The sequence below is a fragment of the Streptomyces tanashiensis genome (genome assembly GCF_014648895.1).
GTDB classification, from domain to species: domain Bacteria; phylum Actinomycetota; class Actinomycetes; order Streptomycetales; family Streptomycetaceae; genus Streptomyces; species Streptomyces tanashiensis.
The window spans coordinates 643,851-665,443 of the sequence record NZ_BMRZ01000002.1; the positions used below are offsets into that span (position 1 = coordinate 643,851).

Genomic DNA, 21,593 nt, shown 5'->3' on the forward strand with positions numbered 1-21,593 from the left:
TATTGCGACAGCTCTCCTTGGGTTCCGGCCAAAGCCCGGCAGCGTCGTGCCGTCGACGTCCGTGCCCGGTGACCCGGCGTCACCGCACGCGACGCTCGCGACGGGAGGCGACCTCGACCGCCGCCGTCAGCCCGGTCGCCGCAACGGACGGCGCGCCCACCCGGAGAAACCGGTCACGCCGGGAGGCCGGGGGCGTTCCCGGGGAACGGGCGCCGAAGTCGGTGCCGGTCGGCCGGTGGGCCTGTGCCATGGATGTGTCCTCCGTCTTCGTCCCACGGGCGCTTGTACCGCGGTTCATCCGACCACGGACGTCGCAGTCGGTGAGCCGGAACGCATCCGGACTCTCCCTCCGGATCTTGCGAGGCACCCCGACCGCGGCCGGCTTGCGAGGTGGCGGCGACGGTCGCATAGTCCGAGGTATGGACGCGCGCGAGGCAGCGCTCCGACAGGCGTACGACCATGCTGTCCGGTGGCTGGCGAGCCTGCCCGACCGCCGGATTCCCGCCCGCGCCTCGGTCGACGAGATCGTGGGTGCGCTCGGTGCCGAACTGCCTGCCGGCCCCAGCACGCCCGCGGACGTCGTCGACCTGCTGGCCACGGCCTGCGAGCCGGGGCTCACCGCGTTCCCCAGCGGCCGCTTCTACGGGTTCGTGGTGGGCGGCACCGAGCCGGCCGCGCTGGCTGCCGACTGGCTGGTCAGCGCCTGGGACCAGAACTGTGTGATGCGCACCGTCTCGCCCGCGTACGCGGCGGCGGAGGAGATCGCCGGTGCCTGGTTGCTCGATCTGCTCGGCCTGCCGAGGGACAGCTCCGTAGGCTTCACCACGGGTGCGACGATGGCGAACTTCACGTGCCTCGCCGCCGGGCGGGACACGGTGCTGCGGCGCACCGGATGGAACGTCGCCCGCGACGGCCTCACGGGTGGCCCGTCCGTGCGTGTCGTCGCCGGCGAGTCCCGGCACATGGCCATCGACCTGGCCTTGCGCTACCTCGGGCTCGGCCGGCCCGACCTGGTGGCGGCGGACGATCAAGGACGCATCGAGCCCGAGGCCCTGCGCAGGGCACTGACGGCCGGCGGACAGAGCCCCACGATCGTGATCCTCCAGGCCGGCGACATCCACTCCGGCGCCTTCGATCCCTTCGCCGCGAGCATCCGTGCGGCGCGCGAGGCGGACGCCTGGATCCACGTCGACGGCGCGTTCGGACTCTGGGCAGCCGCCTCGCCGCGCTGCGCCCACCTGACGGCGGGCTGCGCGGACGCGGACTCCTGGGCGACGGACGCCCACAAGACGTTGAACGTCCCCTACGACTGCGGACTCGCGATCGTGCGCGACGCGTCGGCGCTCCGGGCGGCCATGGGCCAGCGTGGCGACTACCTCATCCAGCACGAGCACGGCGACCCCATCGACAAGGTTCCCGAACTCTCGCGGCGCGGCAGAGCGTTCACCGTGTGGGCCGCCCTCAGGTCCCTCGGCCGATCAGGCGTCTCCGACCTCGTCGAGCGGCTGTGTCGCCACGCCTCCGCGTTCGCCGCCGGCATCGCCGAGATCGACGGCGCGACCGTTCTCAACGACGTCGCGTTCACACAGGTCTGCGCCGAGTTCGGCAGCGACGGGCGTACCGACCGGGTACTCGCCCGGCTCCTCGACGACGGCACGGCGTGGATCAGCGGCTCCACCTGGCACGGCAGGCGCGTCATGCGGATCTCGGTGAGCAACTGGTCGACCACCGACGACGATGTGGCGCGCACACTCGACGCGATCCGGCGCGCGTCCGCAGGGGCCTGACGACCCTCGGACCGCCCGTCGCGCGTTCCCGGCGGCGCCGCGATAGCCGTGGCCGGCGACACCGTCCGGCATTGCAGTGCCGGCCACGCGGTGGTCCGGATCGCGTCGGCGTAGCCGCCCGGGACGATCGAGCCACCGCCTGGCGTGAGTCCGATCATCGACCTTGCCCGCAAACTTTTTGAACGTGTACGTTCAACGAGCGGTCGCCGGGGTGGCTCTACTGGCCGCGATTCCACGGAAAGCGCCGTGTCCTAGGTCGAAGTCAGTCTCCAGAGGGGGTCGGGGGCATGTTCGTCCTCGCGTCGGCTCGTGCGCGCTTCAAGAGCATGCTGGTGGCTTTGGTCGTCACCTTGCCGGCGCTGGGGGTGGCGCCGCCCGGGTGGGTCACAGCGGGGCAACCGCAGGCGGGTGCCGAATCGGCGGTGAAGGGCCCCGAGCATCCCGAGGGCACGTCGTTCAACCCGAATCAGATCAAAGACATCAAGGCAGCCGACCCCGGCTCCGGGGTGAACCTGATCGGGGCGCCCTCGGCGAACAACAGCGGTGAAGCGCGGTTGTCGTACCCGCTGGAGGTACCGAAGGGCCGCGCGGGCCTGGAGCCGAAGCTGGCCGTCACGTACAACTCCTCGGGAACGAACGGGTGGCTCGGCGTCGGGTGGGACGTCACCACCCCGATGGTCACGGTCGACACCCGGTGGGGTGTGCCGCGCTACGACGCCGGGCTGGAAACAGAGACCTACCTGCTCAACGGCGAGCAGCTGACCCCGGTGGCGCACCGGAGCGAGTTGAAGGCGCGCACCGCGGAGAAGGTGTTCCACTCCCGCGTGGAGGGCCGCTTCGACCGGATCGTGCGCCACGGCGACAGCCCCACGAACTACTGGTGGGAGGTCACCGACAAGAAGGGCGTCCGCACGCTCTTCGGCGGCACGGCCGACAGCACGCTGGCCGACGGCAAGGGGCGCGTCGCCACCTGGGCGGCGCGGGAGGTCCGCGATGGCAACGACAACGTCCTGCGCTACCGGTACGCCGAGGTGGCCGACGGCGGCACGTCGGGCGCCGCGGTGCCGGGCAGCGACCTGTACCCGCAGAAGATCACCTACACCGGCCGCGGCGACACCGACGGCAGGTACTCGGTGACGTTCATCCGGGACCGTGAGCGCGGCGAGCCCCGCCGGGCGGATGTGCGGATCGATGCCAGGTACGGGTTCAAGAAGGTCACCGCCGACCTGCTGCGACGCGTCGAGGTCAGGCTGGACGACCAGCTGATCCGCGCCTACGAGCTGAACTACCGGACCGGCGCGTTCGCCAAGACGCTGCTCACCTCGGTGTCGCAGTTCGGCGAGAACAACAAGCTTTTCAACACCCACACGTTCGACTACTTCGACGACGTGCGCGACCCGTCGGGCACCTACAACGCCTTCGCCACCGCCGCGGGTTGGTCGGTCCCGGACGACGACCTGGGGGTGAACATCCGCGAGGGCGAAGCCAGTGCGATCTCGGCCAACACGTCGGCCGGCTTCGGCGCTCACCTGTTCGCGGGCTACAACGTGCAGGGGCTGCCGACCAAGGAGGGTTCCGTCGGGTTGAAGGTCGGGTTCAGCGCGGGCCAGTCCGACGGCCTGTCGACGCTGGTCGACGTGAACGGCGACAACCTGCCGGACAAGGTGTTCCGCAAGAACAAGGACGTGTTCTACCGGCCCAATCTGGCCACGCCAGGAGGTGAGCCGAAGTTCGGCGACACGCCGGTCAAGCTCACCGGCCTCCCGGGAATCTCCACCGAGCGCACGCTGTCCGGCACCATCGGCATCGAGTCGTACGTCCTCACCACCTCGGCCCAGCTGGACTTCGTGGGCACCACGACCACCTCGGACCGGTTCTTCAGCGACGTCAACGGCGACGGCATCACCGACCTGGTGAACAACGGCGGCGTGCTGTTCGGCTACCTGGACGCCGACGGGCAACCCGCCTACAGCGCGGACTCCACCCGCACCCCGGCACCGATCGGGGGCGGCGCGGTGACCGGCGAGATCGTCGGCGATCAGACCGCGCAGTTCAACCAGCAGGTGGACAACTCGCCGCTCCTTGACACGGTGCGCCGCTGGGTCGCGCCGTACGACGGCAACGTCCGCGTGGACGGCCGCGTGCAGCTGACCCAGGACCCCTCCCCGGCGCGGGCGGCCTACACCAAGGCCGACGGCGTGCGGGTCACCATCCAGCACAAGGACGCCGAACTCTGGGCACAGCGGATCGGGCCCGACGACCACACCGAGTTCACCCCGGGCAATGTGGCGTCGATCCCGGTGAAGAAGGGCGACGCGCTCTACTTCCGCACCCAGTCCATTCTCGACGGCAAGTACGACACCGTGGCGTGGGACCCGGCGATCACCTACACCGACCTGCCGGCCGGCACGGACGCGAACGGGCTGGCGAACACCGTGTTCCGCGCGTCGTCCGACTTCACCTACGGTGGCCGGCCGTCCCTGGTGACCGTGCCGGTGAACGGCACGCTGCGGCTGACCGGTGACGTGGTCAAGTCCAAGGCGACCTCGGACGACGTGACCGTCGTGATCGAGAAGGGCAACGGCGTCCACCCCGGCACGGAGGTGTTCCGCAAGGTCCTGCCCGCCGCGTCCACCGGCACCTCCGCGATCGACCTGAGCATTCCGGTCAGAACGTTCGAGAAGATGTCGTGGAAGCTGAAGACCGACTCCCCCATCGACGCCTCGGCGGTGAGCTGGGCGCCGAAGGCGCACTACACGGCCGCCCAGGGGGTCGAGTCGGTCGTCGACGCCAACGGCGACCCCACGCTGGTGATCAACCCGCCGTACGACCTGAACATGTTCCCTGCGGACACCCTCACCGCGCCGCAGCAGTCCTACAAGGCGACCAAGACGGGCCAGTTGAAGGTGCGGCCGAAGTTGTCCTTCGACTTCAACCTCCTCGGTGATGCCAAGATCGCGCTCACGGTGAAGAAGCGAGGCGGGCAGCTGCTCGGAAAGCGGGTCTTCCAAGCCAGGGACACCTCCCCCTTCGGTGGCCCGAACCTGGACCTGACCGTACCGGTCACCGCCGGCGACGAGCTCTACATCGACTACTCCACGACGGAGACCGGACTGCTCAGCCTGCTCGTCGATCAGTCCGCGTCGGTCACCTACGACGTGGCATCGAGCTGGCCGGCCTTCACTCCGGCGCCCAGCGCCATGCACGGTTCCGTCGGGCAGGGCGCCTTCGCCCAGCCCTACCGCGGCTGGGGTGTGATCGGCTACCAGGGCAACCGCGACCGCGCCACCCAACCGCTCAAGCAGGCCGAGCTCACGCTGGACCAGAGCTTCAAGGACGCGCTTCCCAAGGAGCCCAAGGAAGCGGACGTCGCGCCCTTCGCCGCGCATCCCAGGCTCAGCATGCCGCGCCTCGCGGTGTTCGCCCCCGTTCCCGCCCAGGGCGGCTGGGCCGCTCAGGACGAGTCCTCCTGGGTCACCGCCGCGATGGCGACCAGCTCCCGCCTCGGCGCGGACACCATCGACGTCGTCACCGACGCCGACGTGGCGGGCGACCGGGCGGTGATGCGCCGCGGTGTCACCGGCCAGGTGTCGGCCACCCTCGCGGCCGGCCCGTTCGGCGGCACCGTGGTCGGCGGGATCACCGCGGGTTCGGTCGACTACCTCGACCTCAACGGCGACGGCTACCCCGACGTCGTCGGCGCCAAGGAGATCCAGTTCTCCGACATGACCGGCGCGCTCGGCGCCACGCGCGGCACCCTCGGCGGCAACGTCCGCGAGGCGGACAACGTCTCCGGCAACGTGGCGCTCTCCGCGGGCAGTGAGACCGCCACCATCGCCAGCGCCCTGGGCATGGCCGCGCCCGACGCGGGCACCAGCGCCAACACCGCCAGCACCGGCGCGGTCCAGCCGTCGCTCGGCATCGGCGGCAGCATCGGCGGCGGCGAGTCCGACGCCCGCGTCGACCTGATCGACATCAACGGGGACGGGCTGCCGGACAAGGTGTTCGGCAACGGCGACGCCCAGCTGAACCTCGGCTACTCCTTCGCCGCCCGCGAACCCTGGTCGGCCGGACCGATCAACGACGCGTCCACCCGCAACGTCGGCGTCAACCTCGGGTTCAACATCGACCGCTACGGCTTCGCGGGAGGCGTCTCCGCCGAGCTGGGAACCTCGTTCACCAACGCGAGCATGATGGACGTCAACGGCGACGGCCTCACCGACCGGGTGTTCACCGACGGGGCCAACCCGATCAAGGTCGCGGTCAACACCGGCACCGGCTTCACCACACCCACCCCGTTCCGCGGCAGCTTCCCCGAGATCGCCGTCGACAAGAACGCCAGCCTCGGCGCGGGCGTCTACTTCACCGTCGGCCTGCCCACTCCCGTCGGCGTCTTCGTCTTCAACCCCGGCGCCAGCGCGTCCACCGGCATCAGCCGGGCCGAGACCATCCTGCGCGACGTCAACGGCGACGGCCTCGCCGACCACGTCAAGTCGACCCGCGACAACGAGATGCTGGTCGCCACCAACAAGACCGGGCGCACCAATCTCCTGCGCACGGTGTCGCGCCCGATGGGCGCGCGGATCGACCTGGACTACACCCGTACCGGCAACACCCAGGCGATGCCCGAGAGCCGCTGGGTCCTGTCCCGTACCGCGGTGTTCGACGGTCAGGCCGGCGACGGAGCCGACAGCCGACTCACGACCTACCGCTACGAGAACGGCACGTACGACCGGCTGGAGCGCGAGTTCCGCGGCTTCGGCAAGGTCGTCTCGGAGGTCCGCGATCCCGGTGCGGGCGATGCCCTCTACCGGTCGGTGACCGACGAGTACCGGACCGACAGCGTGTACACCAGGGGCCTGCTCGCCCGCACGCTCACCGCCGACGGCGCGGGCCGCCCGTTCACCGAGACCGTCCACACGTATCGGCTCCACGACGTCGCCACCGGCACGGCGGCCGATCCGGCGGGCACCACCGCGTCGGTGTTCCCCCAACTGACCCGTGTGGACAGGAAGTTCCACGAGGGCGCGCAGGAAGCCGCGAAGACCACGCACACCGCGATGACCTATGACGAGTACGGCAACCTGACGGGAGCGTTCGACGCCGGGGACGAGGGCGTCGAGGACGACGTCCAGACCGACTTCGGGTACTCCGCGTCGGACCAGGCGTGCCGGGATCGCCACCTGGTCGGGCTGGCCAGGTCCGTGTCCCAGCGCGCGGTCGCGACGGACGCCTCGCTCCGGCGTCGCGAGGCCACGGTGGACTGTGCGACGGGGGCGCTGCGGCAGATCCGGGAGTACGCGACCCCCACCGACATCGCGGTCACGGACCTGGAGTACCACCCGGACGGGAACCTGCGGTCGGTGACCCGTCCGGCGAACACGTCCGGTCAGCGGTTCAAGCTGGAGTACGGCTACGACACGGTCGTCGGCGTGCACGTCGAGTCCGTCGTGGACAGCTTCGGGTACCGGTCGGCCACGACGCACAACCTGAAGTACGGCCTGCCGGAGCGGAGCACCGACCAGAACGGCCAGCCCCTGACGATGGCGTACGACAGCGTCGGCCGGCTGGACTCGGTGACCGGCCCGTACGAGGCGGGCGGTGACCGGGTCACGGTCGACCTCGACTACCACCCCGAGGCGGCGGTCCCGTACGCCACGACGAAGAACCTGGACCGGGACGCCGGCGGCCTGCGCGCGGACACCATCGACACCGTCACCTTCAGCGACGGCCTGAAGCGGGTGCTGCAGACGAAGAAGGACGCGTCGGTGGCCGCGTCGCCGGGAGCGGCGCCGCAGCCGGTGATGACGGTGTCCGGGCGGCTGACGTTCGACTTCCTCGGCCGCACGACGGAGACGTACTACCCGGTGACCGAGCCCAAGGGCGCGGCGAACACGACGTTCAACGCCGCGTTCGACCCGGTGGCCCCGACGAAGGCGTCGTTCGACGTGCTGGACCGGTCGGTCCGGACGGTGCGGCCGGACGGGACCAGCACGTCCAACGGGTACGGATTCGGGCCGGACCGGGCGGGCGTGACGCGGTTCGAGAACACGGTGACCGACGCCAAGGGCAGGCAGCGCCGCGTCTACACCGGCGTCCGCGACACGACGGCGGCGGTGAAGGAGTTCAGCGGTTCGACGCCTGTCTGGACCAGCTACGCGTACGACCCGCTCGACCGGATCACGAGGGTCACCGACGACGAGGACAACGTCACCCGCGCCGAGTACGACGGCCTCGGGCGGCGCACGGTGTTCGACAGCCCGGACGCGGGCCGGACCGAGACGCGCTACGACCTCGCCGGCAACATCACGGCGAAGACCACCGCGAACCTGCGGGCCACGGACCAGGCCATCGAGTACGACTACGACTACTCCCGGCTGAAGGCCGTCCGGTACCCGAGGTTCCCGGCCAACGACGTCACGTACTCCTACGGCGCCCCGGGCGCGGCGGACAACGCCGCGTCGCGGATCACCGAGGTCCGGGACGCGGCCGGGACGGTCACCCGCGGCTACGGGCCGCTGGGCGAGCTGACCAGGGAGACGCGCGTGATCAGCGCCGTCGCCGGCTCACCCCGCACCTACACGACCGCGTGGCGCTACGACAGCTTCAACCGCGTGCTCCAGCTGACGTACCCCGACGGCGAGGTGCTCACCTACGGCTACGACTCCGGTGGCCAGGTCACGCGGGCGACCGGGGTCAAGAGCGGCACCGACTACACCTACCTGGAACGGCTGGACTACGACAAGTTCGGCCAGAAGACCCTCCAGGAGACAGGCAACGGGGTGCGCACGACCTACACGTACGACGCCGAGGACCGCAGGCCGGCCACGCTGAAGTCCACGGCGCCCGACGGGTCGGCGTTCCAGGACCTGGGCTACACCTACGACGACGCGGGCAACGTCACGGCGCTGGCGAACTCCGCGCCGCGGAACGGGGTGATCGGCGGTCCGAGCTCCCAGACCTACGGCTATGACGACCTGAACCGGCTGACGTCGGCGTCCGGGCAGTACACGGACAAGAACAACCAGGTCGACACGTACACCCTGACGCTGGGCTACGACTCCCTCCACAACATGACGAGCAAGTCCCAGCGCCACGAGATCACCGGCGGCGTCCCCGCCTTCCCGCCCGGCCCCGGGTCCCCCGGACCGATCGAACCGGTCGACGACCCGTCGAACCCGGCCGACGTGCAGGACCGGACGAGCTACGCCTACGCCTACACCTACGACGGTGGCAAGCCGCACGCGCCGAGCCGGGTCGGCCCGATCACCCAGGCCTACGACGCCGACGGCAACCTCACCGCCACGGTGAACACCGCCGCGGCGGGCAAGCGCCGGCAGTACGTGTGGGACGAGGAGAACCGCCTCGCCTGCAATCAGGACACCACGACCACGACGGTCGCACAGAGCCCCGCGGGCTGCGCGGACGCCACCGTGTCCTATGTGTACGACGCGGCGGGCGAGCGCGTGGTGAAGAAGGGCGAAAGCCTCTCGCTGTACCCGAACCGGAACTACAGCGAGCGGGACGGCACCGGCTACAAGCACGTCTTCATCGGCGAGAGCCGCCTGACGACCAAGACCGTCGCGGACGGAGTCGAGAACGCCCGGTCGTTCTTCCACACCGACCACCTCGGCTCGTCCGGATACGTCACGGACGGCACGGGCGCGGTGACCGAGCACCTGGAGTACTTCGCGTCCGGGGAGACCTGGGTGGAGGAACGGGCCGGGCAGGCGGACACGCCGTACCGGTTCACCGGCAAGGAACTCGACAGCGAGACGGGCCTCAGCTACCACGGCGCCCGCTACTACAACCCGCGCACCCAGCTGTGGGCGAGCGCCGATCCGGCCCTGCCGGAGTACCTCGACACCAAGCTGGCGGGCGGGATCTCCGAGCCCCGCAACCTCGCCGCCTACACGTACGCGCACAACAACCCCGTCAAGCTGGTCGATCCGACGGGGCGGGCACCCCAAACGCCCTACGAGGACATCAAGAACTACATGGCCCAGGAGATGTGGACCAACTCCCGGTCCGAGCAGGTACAGGAGATCAGGTCCCTCAACATGGACCCCAGCCGGGCACGCTGGCTCAAGCCGGGCTACTGGGGCAACAAGAAGGAAGCCGGCGACAAGTGGAAGGAACTCGTCAAGACCGGCGGCCCGTGGGACCACAAGGGCACGGTCAAGGAGAAGAACGGGGGCAACGAGTTCGCCTGGACCGACATCACCGGGAGCAAGGAGGCCACCGGGCTCGACCTCCAGATCCGGGACGACTTCTGGTCCAACGCCCACTACGGCTACGTGGGCACGGCGGCGGGGTTCGGCCGCCTGATCCTGCAAGGGGGCGCCGGCTACATCGATCTGCGGGAGAACGGGTCGCTTTCCAAGGAGGACATCGAGTCCATCGCGTTCGGTATCGACCTGTACAACCGATACGGGGCCGATGTGACCCCCGAGATCCTCCACGCCGCGATCTTGGCCAGGTGGGAGGGCATGAAACTCATGGGAGTGATCCGGGAGCGGCCGCAGTAGCTGTCACCGGGCGCGAGCCACGCCCAGGGGCGGCCGGCACTTCCCGGCCGCCCCTTCGCGCACCGCACCGGTGACGATCGACGCTTCGACATGCGCTTCACCACACGCGGGTGAACCATGGAGAGAGGTCGTGCGTGCGGCAGCCGCAGACGAGGGGGCGGTCAAGGCAGCTGTTCCGGCTCCGACTTTCCAGAGGTGGCGAGCGTGGACGTCTTCGATGCCGTCGTCGTCGGGTCAGGTTTCGGTGGATCCGTGACGGCGTATCGTCTGGCCGACGCCGGCCTCCGCGTATGTGTCCTCGAAAGAGGGAAGCCGTTCCCGCCCGGATCCTTTCCCCGCAGCCCCCATGAGGCGGCCAAGAACTTCTGGGACCCGGATTCCCGGTTGTACGGGATGTACGACATGTGGAGCTTCTCGAAGATGGACGCGCTCGTGTCCAGTGGGCTGGGCGGGGGGTCGTTGATCTACGCGAACGTGCTGATCCGCAAGCCGGAGAGCTGGTTCGTGCACGAGTCGTTCGACGGTGGCTACGAGAACTGGCCCGTCACCCGCGAGGACCTCGATCCGCACTACCGCACCGTCGAGGCCATGCTGGGCGCGCGGAAGTACCCCTTCGACGTGGAGCCCTACCGGAGCACGCCCAAGACCCTCGCGATGCGCCAGGCGGCCGAGCGACTGGGCCTGCCGTGGGAACTTCCGCTGCTGGCCGTCTCCTTCGGAGACCCTGCGGTGCCCGGCGCCCCCCTCGAAGGCGGCGAGGACAATCTGCACCACAGCCCGCGCTATGCGTGCAGGCTCGTCGGCGAATGCGACCTCGGCTGCAACTTCGGCAGCAAGAACAGTCTGGACTTCACCTACCTCAGCGCCGCGGACCGGCTCGGGGCGGACATCCGGCCCCTTTGCGAGGTCCGCTCGTTCGAACCGGTTCGCGAGGGATTCCAGGTCTCGTACATCGAGCACCGCGCCGCCGGGGACGAGGATCCGTCAGCTCCTCCCGTGCGGCGGACCATCAGGGCCAGGCGGCTGATCCTTTCCGCCGGCACGCTCGGCACGACGTATCTGCTGTTGCGGAACCGTAGTGCCTTCCCGGCGCTCAGCCCGGCGCTGGGTACACACTTCTCCGGGAACGGGGACTTCCTCGGGCTGGTGTTCAAGGCCCGGGAGAGGCGTCAGGACCGGCCCGGGGAAACCGTGCCGCGCCTGCTGGAGCCGAGTGTCGGGCCGGTCATCACGAGTGCGATGCGGGTGGACCGGAAGGGAAGCGGCGAGAGGGACCGGGGGTTCTACATCGAGGACGCCGGCTACCCCGAATTCCTCAACTGGCTGGTCGAGGACAACGTCCTCACCCTGTCCAGCAGGGTCGCGAGGTTCCTGCTGCGCCGAGGGTGGTCGCAGCTGACCGGGACCGCACGCAGCCGTGTGGGACGACAGCTCGGTGACGCCATGGGCAAGGGCCTGTTCACCGCGACGTCCCTGCCGCTGCTCGGCATGGGAAGGGACGTCCCCAACGGCCGGATGTTCCTCCGGGACGGTCATCTGGACCTCGACTGGAAACTGGCCGCCTCCGATCAGTACTTCGACCAGATGAACGAGACCATGGAGCGCGTGTCCCGCAGTCTCGGCGGACGCTACGCCGCGAACCCCCTGTGGTTGCTCAACCGCCTCATCACCGTCCATCCCGTGGGCGGCGCTCCGATGGGGCACACCCCGCGGGAAGGCGTGGTGGACTCCTTCGGCCGCGTGTACGGCTTTCCGGGACTGTCGATCGCCGACGGCTCGGTGCTGCCCGGCCCCGTCGGCCCGAACCCCTCGCTCACCATCGCGGCGCTGGCCGACCGGTCGGCCGACCGCATCATCGAGGACCACCGGCAGAACTCTGAGGGCCCCTCATGACGACCGGACAGGGCAGCGCGCCCCGCAGCGGATCTCCGCGCAGATCTCTCCTCCTCGCCGGCGGCGGGCTGAAGGTGGCCTACCAGGCAGGCGTCCTCCAGGTCCTGCTCGACGAGGCCGATCTGACGTTCGACCACGCCGATGGCGCCAGCGGGGGCGTGTTCAACCTCGCGATGTACTGCCAGGGGATGTCCGGGCGCGAGATCGCGGACAACTGGCGCAAGCTCTCGCCGCTGAAAGGCGTCACCCCGAACTGGCGCGAGCTGCCGAAGGGGCCCTACGCCCGTTCCCTCTTCACCCTGGACGGCTACCGGCGTCGCGTCTTCCCGGACTGGGGGCTGGACTGGGAGCGGATCCGGGCCACCGACCGTGAAGCCACCTTCAACCTCTACAACTTCAGCGCCAACGAACTGGAGCCGGTGACCGCCGACCGCATGGACGAGGACCGGTTCTGTGCCGGGGTGGCGCTGCCCATGTGGTTCCCTCCGGTCGTCATCGACGGCCAGACGTACATCGACCCGGTCTATCTGACCGACGCGAACGTCGAGGAGGCGATCCGTCGGGGCTGCGACGAACTGTGGATCATCTGGACGGTCAGCCGAAGGCACCGCTGGCGCAACGGCTTCGTGGCCAACTACTTCCACATCATCGAGACGACGGCGAACGGCCGGCTGCAGCACTGGCTGCGCCGGATAGAGACCAACAACGCCGCGATCGGCAGAGGAGAGGAGGGAGAGTTCGGGCGCCCGATCGAGGTCCGGCTGCTGAGCGGCGAGGTCCCCCTCAACTACCTCATCAACTTCGGCCGGGACCGATTCGCCCAGGCCGTGGAACTCGGAGTCCAGCATGCCCGCCGCTGGTGCACGGACCAGGGGATCCCCTGGAAGCCCGGTGAACCTCCTGGCCGCCCCGACGACCCGACCCGCATGCGCTTCACGGAACGCATGGTCGGCCGTGTCGCCTTCGGGGAGGACGACGCCCGGAAGGCGGCCTCGTCGGCGGGAGGAGCCACCGCTGACATCGCCCTGCACCTGACCGTCGACGTCCGGGGAATGGACCGCTTCCTCGCCGGCCCGGAGCACGAGGCCGAGCTGAGCGGAGAGGTCCTCTGCCAGGAGCTGGGCGGGCGCCTTCCGGTCGACCGCGGAACCTTCCAGCTGTTCGTGCAGCACTCCGACCCGCAGCACCTGCGGATGCGCTACCGCCTGTTCTTCACCGACCGGGCCGGTCACCCGCTCACCCTCAGCGGGTACAAGGACGTCAGCGAGGACTCCCGCCGGGGGATCTGGAAGGACACGTCCGTCCTCTACACGCACATCCTCCGCGGTCACGTCGATGCCGACGAGGAGTCCGGGGCCGAGTCGGTGGCCGCGGGAAGCGTTCACATCCGCCCCGCCGACTTCCTGAAGCAACTCACCACCTTCCGGGTCGAAGCGCCGACACTGACCGGCAGGGCGACCACCCTGGGACGGTTCGGACAGTTCTTCCTCGGCAAGCTGTGGGACGTGTACGCGCAGAACGTCCTGCCCTGGTCCCCGCTGTGACCGAGGAGGAGCCGACGTGGACTTCCAAGAACTGCGCAGACACGCGGATCGGCTCCGCTTCACACCCCAGGAGCCGGTGCGCTGGCTCGCGCCGAGGGAGCTGGCGCGTACGGCGGTCAAGGTCTGCCTGGCCGCCATGTTCGCCGACTACGCGGACAAGCGGGAGATCCAGGGCGCGCTGGAGGCCGGTGTCCTGCGGGCGCCGTTGGCGGATCCCGCCGCCGAGGAGATCTGGATCGACTTCGTCGCGGACCTCGGCGACGGATTCGAGGCGACGGCCTCCGTGGCATCCCTCGTGGGGAGGGACCGACTCACCGTCGAGGGGCCCGGCACGCTCCCCCGTGCCTCGCTGCTCGTCCTCGGCGGGGACCAGGTGTACCCGGTGGCATCGGCGACCGCGTACGAGGACCGGATGAAAGGGCCCTACCGCGCGGCGCTCCCGTCGGCGACGGACGAGCCGCTCATGGTCGCGCTGCCGGGCAACCACGACTGGTACGACGGGCTGACCGCGTTCCTGCGGATGTTCACCCAGGAAAGTGAGATCGGCGGCTGGCAGACCCGGCAGACCCGGAGCTACTTCGCCGTGGAGCTGCCGCAGCGCTGGTGGCTCGTCGGACTGGACAGCCAGCTCGGCACGTACTTCGACGATCCGCAGCGGCGCTACTTCGAGACCCACCTCTCGCCGCAGCTGCGCCCGGGTGACAGCGTGATCGTCTGCTCGGCCGAACCCACCTGGGTGAGGAGCGACGAGAGGCCCGACGCCTTCAACTCCCTGCACTGGTTCGACCGCAACATCGTGCGGTCCCGCTTCGACCGGACGACCCGGAGGCACGAGGAGACGGGCGCCTCGATCCGGTTGTGGCTGACCGGCGACAAGCACCACTACGCCCGCTACGCGGAGCGGCTGCCCGACGACGGGGCCGGGGCCGACGACGCCCTGCCCCCCGACCCCCGGCGGCGCCAGATGGTGACGTGCGGCCTGGGCGGGGCGTTCCTCTCGTCCACCCACAGGCTCCCCAAGACCCTGTCACTGCCGCCGGCCACCTCGCGCATGCAGAAGAAGGACCAGCCCCCGCCGGCGTTCGCCCTCGCCCAGCACACGTACCCGGACGCGGCGGAGTCCCGCTCGCTCGCCCGCGCGATCGCCAAGCCCTGGTCGCGGTACTGGCTCCCGCGGCGCAACCCCGGATTCGCCGTCCTGGCCGGAGCGGTGCAGATGGTGTTCGTCCTGTTCATGTGCGGCGCGTTCGCGCTGGCCGCGGGGCGGCACAATCCCGTCGAGGCCCTGCGGAACGCCCGTTTCGACGACCTGCTCGGCCTGCTCTGCACGAGCGCCGTCCTCTTCATCCTGCCCTTCGTGATCGGCTGGTGGAGCGGGCTGCTGCGCGAACGGCGGCCCAGGGCCCCGTCCGGTCCCGTCGTGGCCGTACTGTTCCAGGCGGCGGTCGCCGCCGCGGCCCTGACCGTCACCGTCGCCATCGCCCGGGCGGTCCCGCCCTCCTGGAACGGCTTCGCGTTCCTGGCGATCCTGCTGGTCGTCGCCGCCGTGACGGGCGCCTCCCTCGGCTCCCAGCTCTTCGCCCTGTGGGTGCTGTGGACGAACCGGGGCCTGGTCGCCGACTGGCAGATGTCCGGGCAGTCCATCGACGACCACAAGGGCTTCCTCCGGATGCACCTCGCCCAGGACGGCACGCTCACCCTCTACCCGCTTGCACTCGACAGGACCTGCCGGAACTGGGAGTTCGACGAGGTCACGGACAAGGAGGGCGTATGGAAGCGTCCGGTGCCCGAGCCGGCGCCGACCGTGCGCCTGATCGAGGATCCCGTCGTGATCGCGCGGCACGGTCAGGAATGACCGCCGACGGGCACTGGACCGGGCGGGGCGGAGCACGATCCCGGCGGTGACGAGCCCGTGCGGTCCTGACGGTGGACCATCGGATGCACCTCCGCGTCACAGGCGGAACCAGCGCTCCTGTCCTGGTGCGACAGTGAGGCGCCGGTCGCCAGGGAGCACGACGGCGAGCGGGCCCTCGGGCGAGGCCGGGACCCGGACGGCCAGCCGCCCGGGGAGTATCCGCAGGCGCACCCCTCGATGACGGCCGCAGCACAGGGTGAAGGTGAACCGCGGGATCTCCGCCAGTGCCACCGGGGCCACCCGCAGCCCTTCCGGTCCCGTCTCCAGACCGGTGATCCCCCGCTCGACGAGATCGATCGTGCCCGCCATCGCCCCGAGGTGGATGCCCTCGCCGGTCGTTCCCCCCTGTACGTCGGCCACGTCCGCGAGCAGGGCCTCCTCGCAGTACCGCCAGGCGTCTGCGCCCTTCTGGCGGGCCAGCACCCATCCGTGGACGAGACTGCTGAGCGTCGAGCCGTGGCAGGTACGCCGTAGGTAGTACGAGACGGTCGCACGCCACACCTCGTCGCTGAGCGCGTAGCCGAGCCGGCCGAAGAGGCCGTACAGCTCCTCGGGCCGGAAGAGGTAGCCGAGCATGAGGGTGTCGGCCTGCTTCGACGCCTGATAGCGGTTGGCCGTGTCGCCCTCGGCCTCAAGGATCCGATCGAGCCTGCGGATGTCGCCGTACCGGGTCCGGTAGGCCTCCCAGTCGAGCTCCGCCAGGTTTCCGTATCCCTCGAACTGGCTCACCACCCCCTGGTGGAACGGCACGTACAGACGTCGGGAGACGTCCTCCCACCGGGCGAGTTCGCCGTCGTCCAGCGACAGTCGCTCCGCCAGCTCCGAGCGGCGGGCCTCGGACAGTTCACCGAGAAGGTCGAGGCCACGGGCGAGCACCCATGCGGCGGTCGCGTTGGTGTAGGCGTTGTCGTCGATGCCCGGGGCCGCGGCGCCGGGGTAGGCGTCGTGGTACTCGTCCGGTCCCACGACCCCGCGGATGCGGTAGCGGCCGAGCTCCGGGTCGAACGTGGCGGCCCCGGCCCAGTAGCGGGCGACCTCAAGAACGATGTCGGCCCCGGCGGAGTGGAGGAATCCGCGGTCGCCGGTGGCCTGCGCGTACCGCCAGACGTTGTACGCGACGGCCGAGCCCACGTGGCGCTGGAGCCTGGAGTGGTCGGCCAGCCAGCGTCCCGACCGCGGGTTGAGGTGCAGGGCCTGGGTCTCCTCCCGGCCCGAACTCGCGCTCTGCCAGGGATACATGGCCCCTCGTCGACCGGTGAGGCGGGCAGCCGTGCGGGCAGCCGGCAGTCGACGGTGCCGGTACATGAGCAGCGCCCGGGCCACCTCGGGGAAGTGAAGGTCGAGGTAGGGAAGGACGAAGAGCTCGTCCCAGAAGACGTGCCCCCGGTACGCCTCACCGTGCAGTCCCCGCGCGGGCACGCCCACATCGAGGTCCACCGTGTGCGGGGAGAGCGTCTGCAGCAGGTGGAACACGTGCAGCCGCAGGATGCGCCCCGGCTCCCCCGGCACGTGCAACTCACCCTGCTCCCAGACACGCTGCCAGGCGGCCTTGTGCGTGGAGAGCAGCAGGGGGAACGCGGCAGCACGGGTGACCGCGTCGACGGCCGCGGAGAGGGGGTCGGCGGCGGGCCGGTCCTTCGAGGTGCGCAGCGCCAGAGTCTTCACGACCGTCACGGAGCGGCGGGGAACGACCGGGAGGCGGTACGTCTGTACGGTGCCGTCCGGCGTGGCCGTCTCCCGTGCGGCCCGTGCGGGGCGGGTGATCGTGCGCACGGCCAGGGCGATCCTGATGCCCGGATCGCGCGTACGGCAGGAGAGCCGGGCGACGCCGCCGGGCTCGAAGCCGGCACGGTGGTCCGTGAGGTGGCGTCCGTCCAGGTGCCGGTAGCGCTCGACTCCGGCGTTGGTGACGGCTCCGTCGAGAACGGACCGCACCTCGATCGAACCGCTCCAGCCGTAGGCGCGGAACACGGTGCGCTGGGCTGCCAGGCCGGGCTCTCCCATGTGCACGAGGCGGGTGTGGCTGACGCGCAGGCCCCGCCCGTGGGCGTCCTCGAAGAACAGGCGTCGGGTAAGCACGCCCGCGTGCAGGTCGAGCTGTACGTCGTAGTGGCGGAGGTCGGCGGCGTCCGGCGTCAGCCAGTCGCCGGGCGGCCCGTCGTCCGGCAGGCAGCGGTAGCGCAGCGGCGTCCAGTCCGGGAGGTTGACGAGATCCTCGTTCTCGACCGGCTCACCCCCGACGACCGAGGTGAGCCGGTCGTAGCAGCCGGCCAGATAGGTGCCCGGGTAGTGCGCCCCTCCGGCGGGGCACTCGGGAGTGGAGCCCCGGGTGGCGAACCGGCCGTTGCCGAGGGTGCAGAGGGCTTCGACCAGCGGCTCGCGTTCCGGCTCGTACCGGTCGTACCTCCACGTCCGGTCGGTGGTCATCCGGTCGCACCCCACGCGCTCCGTACCAGCGTCACGAGATCGGGAATCACCAGGTCGGCGCCCTCCTCCCGGAGAGGACCGGCCGCGCTCCCGAGCGGAGTGCGGTCGACACCGGCGACGAGCGCGAAGCCGCCGCGGCGCGCCGCCGCGACTCCGGCGAGCGCGTCCTCCGCGACCGCCGTCTCCTTCGGATGGCTGCCGAGGAGAGCGGCTGCCCGCAGGAAGAGCGCGGGATCCGGCTTGCCGGCCAGGCCGAGCCGGGCGGCGTCCTCGCCGTCCACGATCACCGCGAGGAGACCGGCGAGACCGGCGGCACGGATCAGTGCCCGGGCGTGCCGTGAGGCGGACACGGCGGCGCACGGCACGCCCACCGCGCCCAGGGCCGCGAGAGCGGGCCGTGCGTCGCCGAAGGCCCGGACGCCTTCGGTGCGCAGGAGATCCGTGAACGCCTGCTCCTTGCGGGCCGCGACCGCCCAGATCGTCGCGGAGCCGGCCGGGTCGTGGGGCGTTCCCGCCGGAAGCCCGAGGCCGCGGGCCGCCAGGAAGGTCGCCGCCCCGTCGTAGCGGGGTCTTCCGTCGACGAACCGGCGGTAGTCGGCGTCGGAGTCGAAGGGCGGCTGTTCCTCGCCCGCCACGGCCTTCAGGCAGGCGTCCAGCGCCGCCTTCCAGGCCGCCGCGTGCAGACCGGCCGAGTCGAGGAGCACGCCGTCCGTGTCCAGGACGAGCGCACGGAGCGGACGGGATCCGGGGCCTCGGAAGTCCACGGGAGCGCTCCGTTCCGGACGGTGGCGGGGGCCGGTCGTCGGCACGTCCTACGCTCCGCCGAGCACGACTTTGAGGGCGCCCGTCTCCTCCACCCGCCCGAAGACGTCGTAGGCCTCTTCCATCTGCCCCAGCTCGAAACGGTGGGTGATCAGGGACGAGGACGGCAGCCGTCCGGCGGCCATCATGCGCAGCAGCAAGGGTGTGGACGAGGTGTCCACCAGACCGGTGGTGATGGTGACGTCCTTGATCCACAGGTCTTCGAGATGCAGGGTCGCGGGCTTGCCGTGGACGCCGATGTTGGCGACCCGGCCACCGGGCCGGACCATCCGCGTGCACATCTCGAACGCCTCCGGAACACCCACGGCCTCCATGACGACGTCGGCGCCGAGGCCGTCGGTGAGATCGGCGACCAGCTGCTCCGGCTCCTCGCCGGCGTTCACGGTGGCGTCCGCGCCGAGGGAGCGGGCGGCAGCCAGCCGCGACTCGGCCAGATCGACGGCGATGACGCGGCCGGGACTGTAGAACCCGGCGGTGACGATCGCCGCCAGGCCGATGGGTCCCGCGCCCACGACCACGACCGTGTCGGCCGGGCGCACGGCGCCGTTCAGCACCCCCACCTCGTAGGCGGTGGGGAAGATGTCGGCGAGCAGGACGGCGTCGGCGCTGTCGATCGAGTCGGGCAGAGGGTGGACGGACAGGTCCGCGAAGGGCACCCGGACGTACTCGGCCTGGGTGCCGTCGACGGTGTGCCCGAGGATCCAGCCACCCCCGCCACGGCATTGTCCGTAGCGGCTCTCGCGGCAGAAGCGGCACCTGCCGCAGGCGGAGATGCAGGAGACCAGGACGCGGTCCCCCGGTCGCACCGTGCGGACGCCGCCAGCGGTCTCGACCACCGTGCCGACCGCCTCGTGTCCGAGGATCCGGCCGGCGGTCACATCCGGTACGTCCCCCTTCAGGATGTGCAGGTCCGTGCCGCAGATGGTCACGGCGTCGACCCGGACGATCGCGTCGGCAGGGTCCCCGACGACCGGGTCGGGTACCTCCTGCCAGGCGATCCGGCCCGGCTTCTGGAAGACGAGTGCCCTCATGGCGCCCACCCACTTCCTGTCGCGCGTCGGTGCGGTCCTCGTCCACCAGGTTCCGCGCGGCACCCCGGCGGCGCATGAGCCGGTCGGCCCCCGAAAGAGCCCTCTCGGACCCTCCGGACGGGAGCGGTCCGGATGCGAGGGTGGAGACCGGTACACGTTCCGAAGGAGGAACGGCCATGTCCGAGGCAGCACCGAACCCCGCTCCCCCGACCCCTCGACCGGCTCTGCTCAGCTTCCTGGGCGGGGTGGGTACGGTCACGGGCAGCAAGTTCCTGGTCGAGAGCGACCATGCGCGGATCCTCCTCGACTGCGGTCTCTTCCAGGGTTTCGCGCCCCTGCGGCGCCGCAACCGGGAGCGGTTCGCCCGCGACGCCGCGGACGTCGACGCCGTGGTCGTCACCCATGCCCATCTGGACCACTGCGGCTACCTGCCCCGCCTGGTCCACCAGGGCTTCCGGGGGCCGATCATCACCAGCGCCCACACGGCCCGGCTCGCCGGGATCGTGCTGCGCGACAGCGCACGCCTCCAGATGGAGGCCGCCCGGCACGCCAACGAGCACGGCTGGTCCAAGCACCGACCGGCCAAGCCGCCCTACGACGACTCGGACGTCGAGAAGACGCTGTCGTTCTTCGATCCTGTCCCGGTCGGCACCGAGGTGGAGATCATGGCCGGCACCGGGCTCAGGCTCCACCACGGCGGGCACATCCTCGGCTCGGCGTGGGCGCACCTGACCCTGGAGGACGGCCACACTCTGGCCGCCTCCGGAGACCTCGGCCGGCCCGGACACCCGCTGCTGCTGCCGCCGGAACCGTTCTCGGGCGCCGACGTGCTGCTCATGGAGTCCACGTACGGCGACCGTCGCCACGACCCGGAGTCCTCGCGGTCGGAGTTCGCCTCCGTCATCGCGCGGACCCTCGCCCGGGGCGGCACCGTCGTCATCCCCGCCTTCGCGATCGACCGCACCGAGGTCGTCCTGCACGAACTGGGCCGGCTGCGCGCGACGGACGCCCTGCCCCGATCGGTCCCGGTGTACGTGGACAGCCCGATGGCCCTGGCCGCTCTCGACGTGTACCGGGACGCGGTGCGGGAGCGGTCGGCCGAGCTGCGGCCGGAGATCCTCGCCCAGGGGGAGGAAGCGCTGAGCCCGGAGCCCTTCCTCGCCGCGCGTACCGTCCAGGAGTCCATCGAGATCAACGCGGTGAAGGGCCCCGCCGTCATCGTCTCCTCGGCCGGCATGGCCACCGGCGGCCGCGTCCTGCACCACCTGCGCCGCCTGCTCCCCGATCCGCGCAACGCCGTCGTGGTGGTCGGCTTCGCCGCGGCCGGCACGCGCGCGCGGGACCTGGTGGACGGGGTGCGCGCATTGAAGATGTTCGGCGAGTACGTTCCCGTACGGGCCGAAGTCGCAGACGTCCCTCACTTCTCGGCCCACGCCGACGCGGAACAGATCATCGGCTGGCTTCGCGACGCCCCTCCCCCTCACACCACCTACCTCGTCCACGGTGAACCGGCCGCATCAGCCGCTCTGCGCGACCGCATCGACCACGAGCTGGGCTGGACGGCCGTCGTCCCCCGCTCGGGCGAGGCCGTCCTGGTCCGCTGAGGCCGGGCCGTTCGCACCCCGCAATTCGACGCGCCCACGGAC

Annotated in this window: 9 protein-coding genes and 1 pseudogene; 7 read left to right on the forward strand and 3 right to left on the reverse strand. The window is 70.7% G+C overall.

What is annotated here, in order from left to right:
* Nucleotides 1–419 precede the first annotated feature (419 nt).
* The 6 genes and pseudogenes from IE237_RS08570 to IE237_RS08590 all read left to right on the forward strand — a co-directional run bounded on the left by IE237_RS08570 (nt 420) and on the right by IE237_RS08590 (nt 15,607).
* The gene (locus tag IE237_RS08570; RefSeq protein ID WP_189801192.1) at nt 420–1,787 is read left to right on the forward strand and encodes a pyridoxal phosphate-dependent decarboxylase family protein; all 1,368 of its coding nucleotides are present in this window, start codon (nt 420–422) and stop codon (nt 1,785–1,787) included.
* Nucleotides 1,788–2,209: 422 nt separating this feature from the next.
* Nucleotides 2,210–10,315 carry a SpvB/TcaC N-terminal domain-containing protein gene (locus tag IE237_RS08575; protein ID WP_229842457.1) on the forward strand — a complete coding sequence of 2,702 codons (8,106 nt, stop codon included), beginning with the start codon at nt 2,210–2,212 and terminating at the stop codon, nt 10,313–10,315.
* Between the two features lie 117 nt (nt 10,316–10,432).
* Nucleotides 10,433–10,621 (forward strand): annotated as a pseudogene (locus IE237_RS41605) (NAD(P)-binding protein); the annotation flags it as partial.
* Between the two features lie 114 nt (nt 10,622–10,735).
* Complete coding sequence (locus IE237_RS08580) at nt 10,736–12,208, forward strand: GMC oxidoreductase (RefSeq protein WP_368858564.1); 1,473 nt, start codon at nt 10,736–10,738, stop codon at nt 12,206–12,208.
* Nucleotides 12,205–13,752 (forward strand): patatin-like phospholipase family protein, encoded by a 1,548-nt coding sequence (locus tag IE237_RS08585; protein ID WP_189801195.1) that lies wholly within the window; start codon nt 12,205–12,207, stop codon nt 13,750–13,752. Before IE237_RS08580 ends, IE237_RS08585 begins: the two co-directional genes overlap by 4 nt.
* 16 nt (nt 13,753–13,768) lie before the next feature.
* Nucleotides 13,769–15,607: a hypothetical protein gene (locus tag IE237_RS08590; protein ID WP_189801196.1), complete on the forward strand. Its 1,839-nt coding sequence runs from the start codon at nt 13,769–13,771 to the stop codon at nt 15,605–15,607.
* 96 nt (nt 15,608–15,703) lie between these two features.
* Here IE237_RS08590 and IE237_RS08595 read toward each other — a convergent pair whose 3' ends face one another.
* Genes IE237_RS08595 through IE237_RS08605 form a run of 3 tightly spaced genes read right to left on the reverse strand, consistent with a single transcriptional unit; the run spans nt 15,704 to nt 19,947 of the window.
* Nucleotides 15,704–18,094 carry a glycoside hydrolase family 65 protein gene (locus IE237_RS08595; RefSeq protein WP_189801197.1) on the reverse strand — a complete coding sequence of 797 codons (2,391 nt, stop codon included), beginning with the start codon at nt 18,092–18,094 and terminating at the stop codon, nt 15,704–15,706.
* Nucleotides 18,091–18,858 carry an HAD family hydrolase gene (locus IE237_RS08600; protein ID WP_189801198.1) on the reverse strand — a complete coding sequence of 256 codons (768 nt, stop codon included), beginning with the start codon at nt 18,856–18,858 and terminating at the stop codon, nt 18,091–18,093. The genes IE237_RS08595 and IE237_RS08600 overlap by 4 nt, the downstream gene beginning before the upstream one ends.
* Nucleotides 18,859–18,906: 48 nt before the next feature.
* Nucleotides 18,907–19,947: a zinc-dependent alcohol dehydrogenase family protein gene (locus IE237_RS08605; protein ID WP_189801199.1), complete on the reverse strand. Its 1,041-nt coding sequence runs from the start codon at nt 19,945–19,947 to the stop codon at nt 18,907–18,909.
* A 176-nt stretch (nt 19,948–20,123) separates the two neighbouring features.
* Between IE237_RS08605 and IE237_RS08610 the strand changes: the two genes are divergently transcribed.
* The gene (locus IE237_RS08610; RefSeq protein WP_189801200.1) at nt 20,124–21,551 is read left to right on the forward strand and encodes an MBL fold metallo-hydrolase RNA specificity domain-containing protein; all 1,428 of its coding nucleotides are present in this window, start codon (nt 20,124–20,126) and stop codon (nt 21,549–21,551) included.
* Nucleotides 21,552–21,593 lie beyond the last annotated feature (42 nt).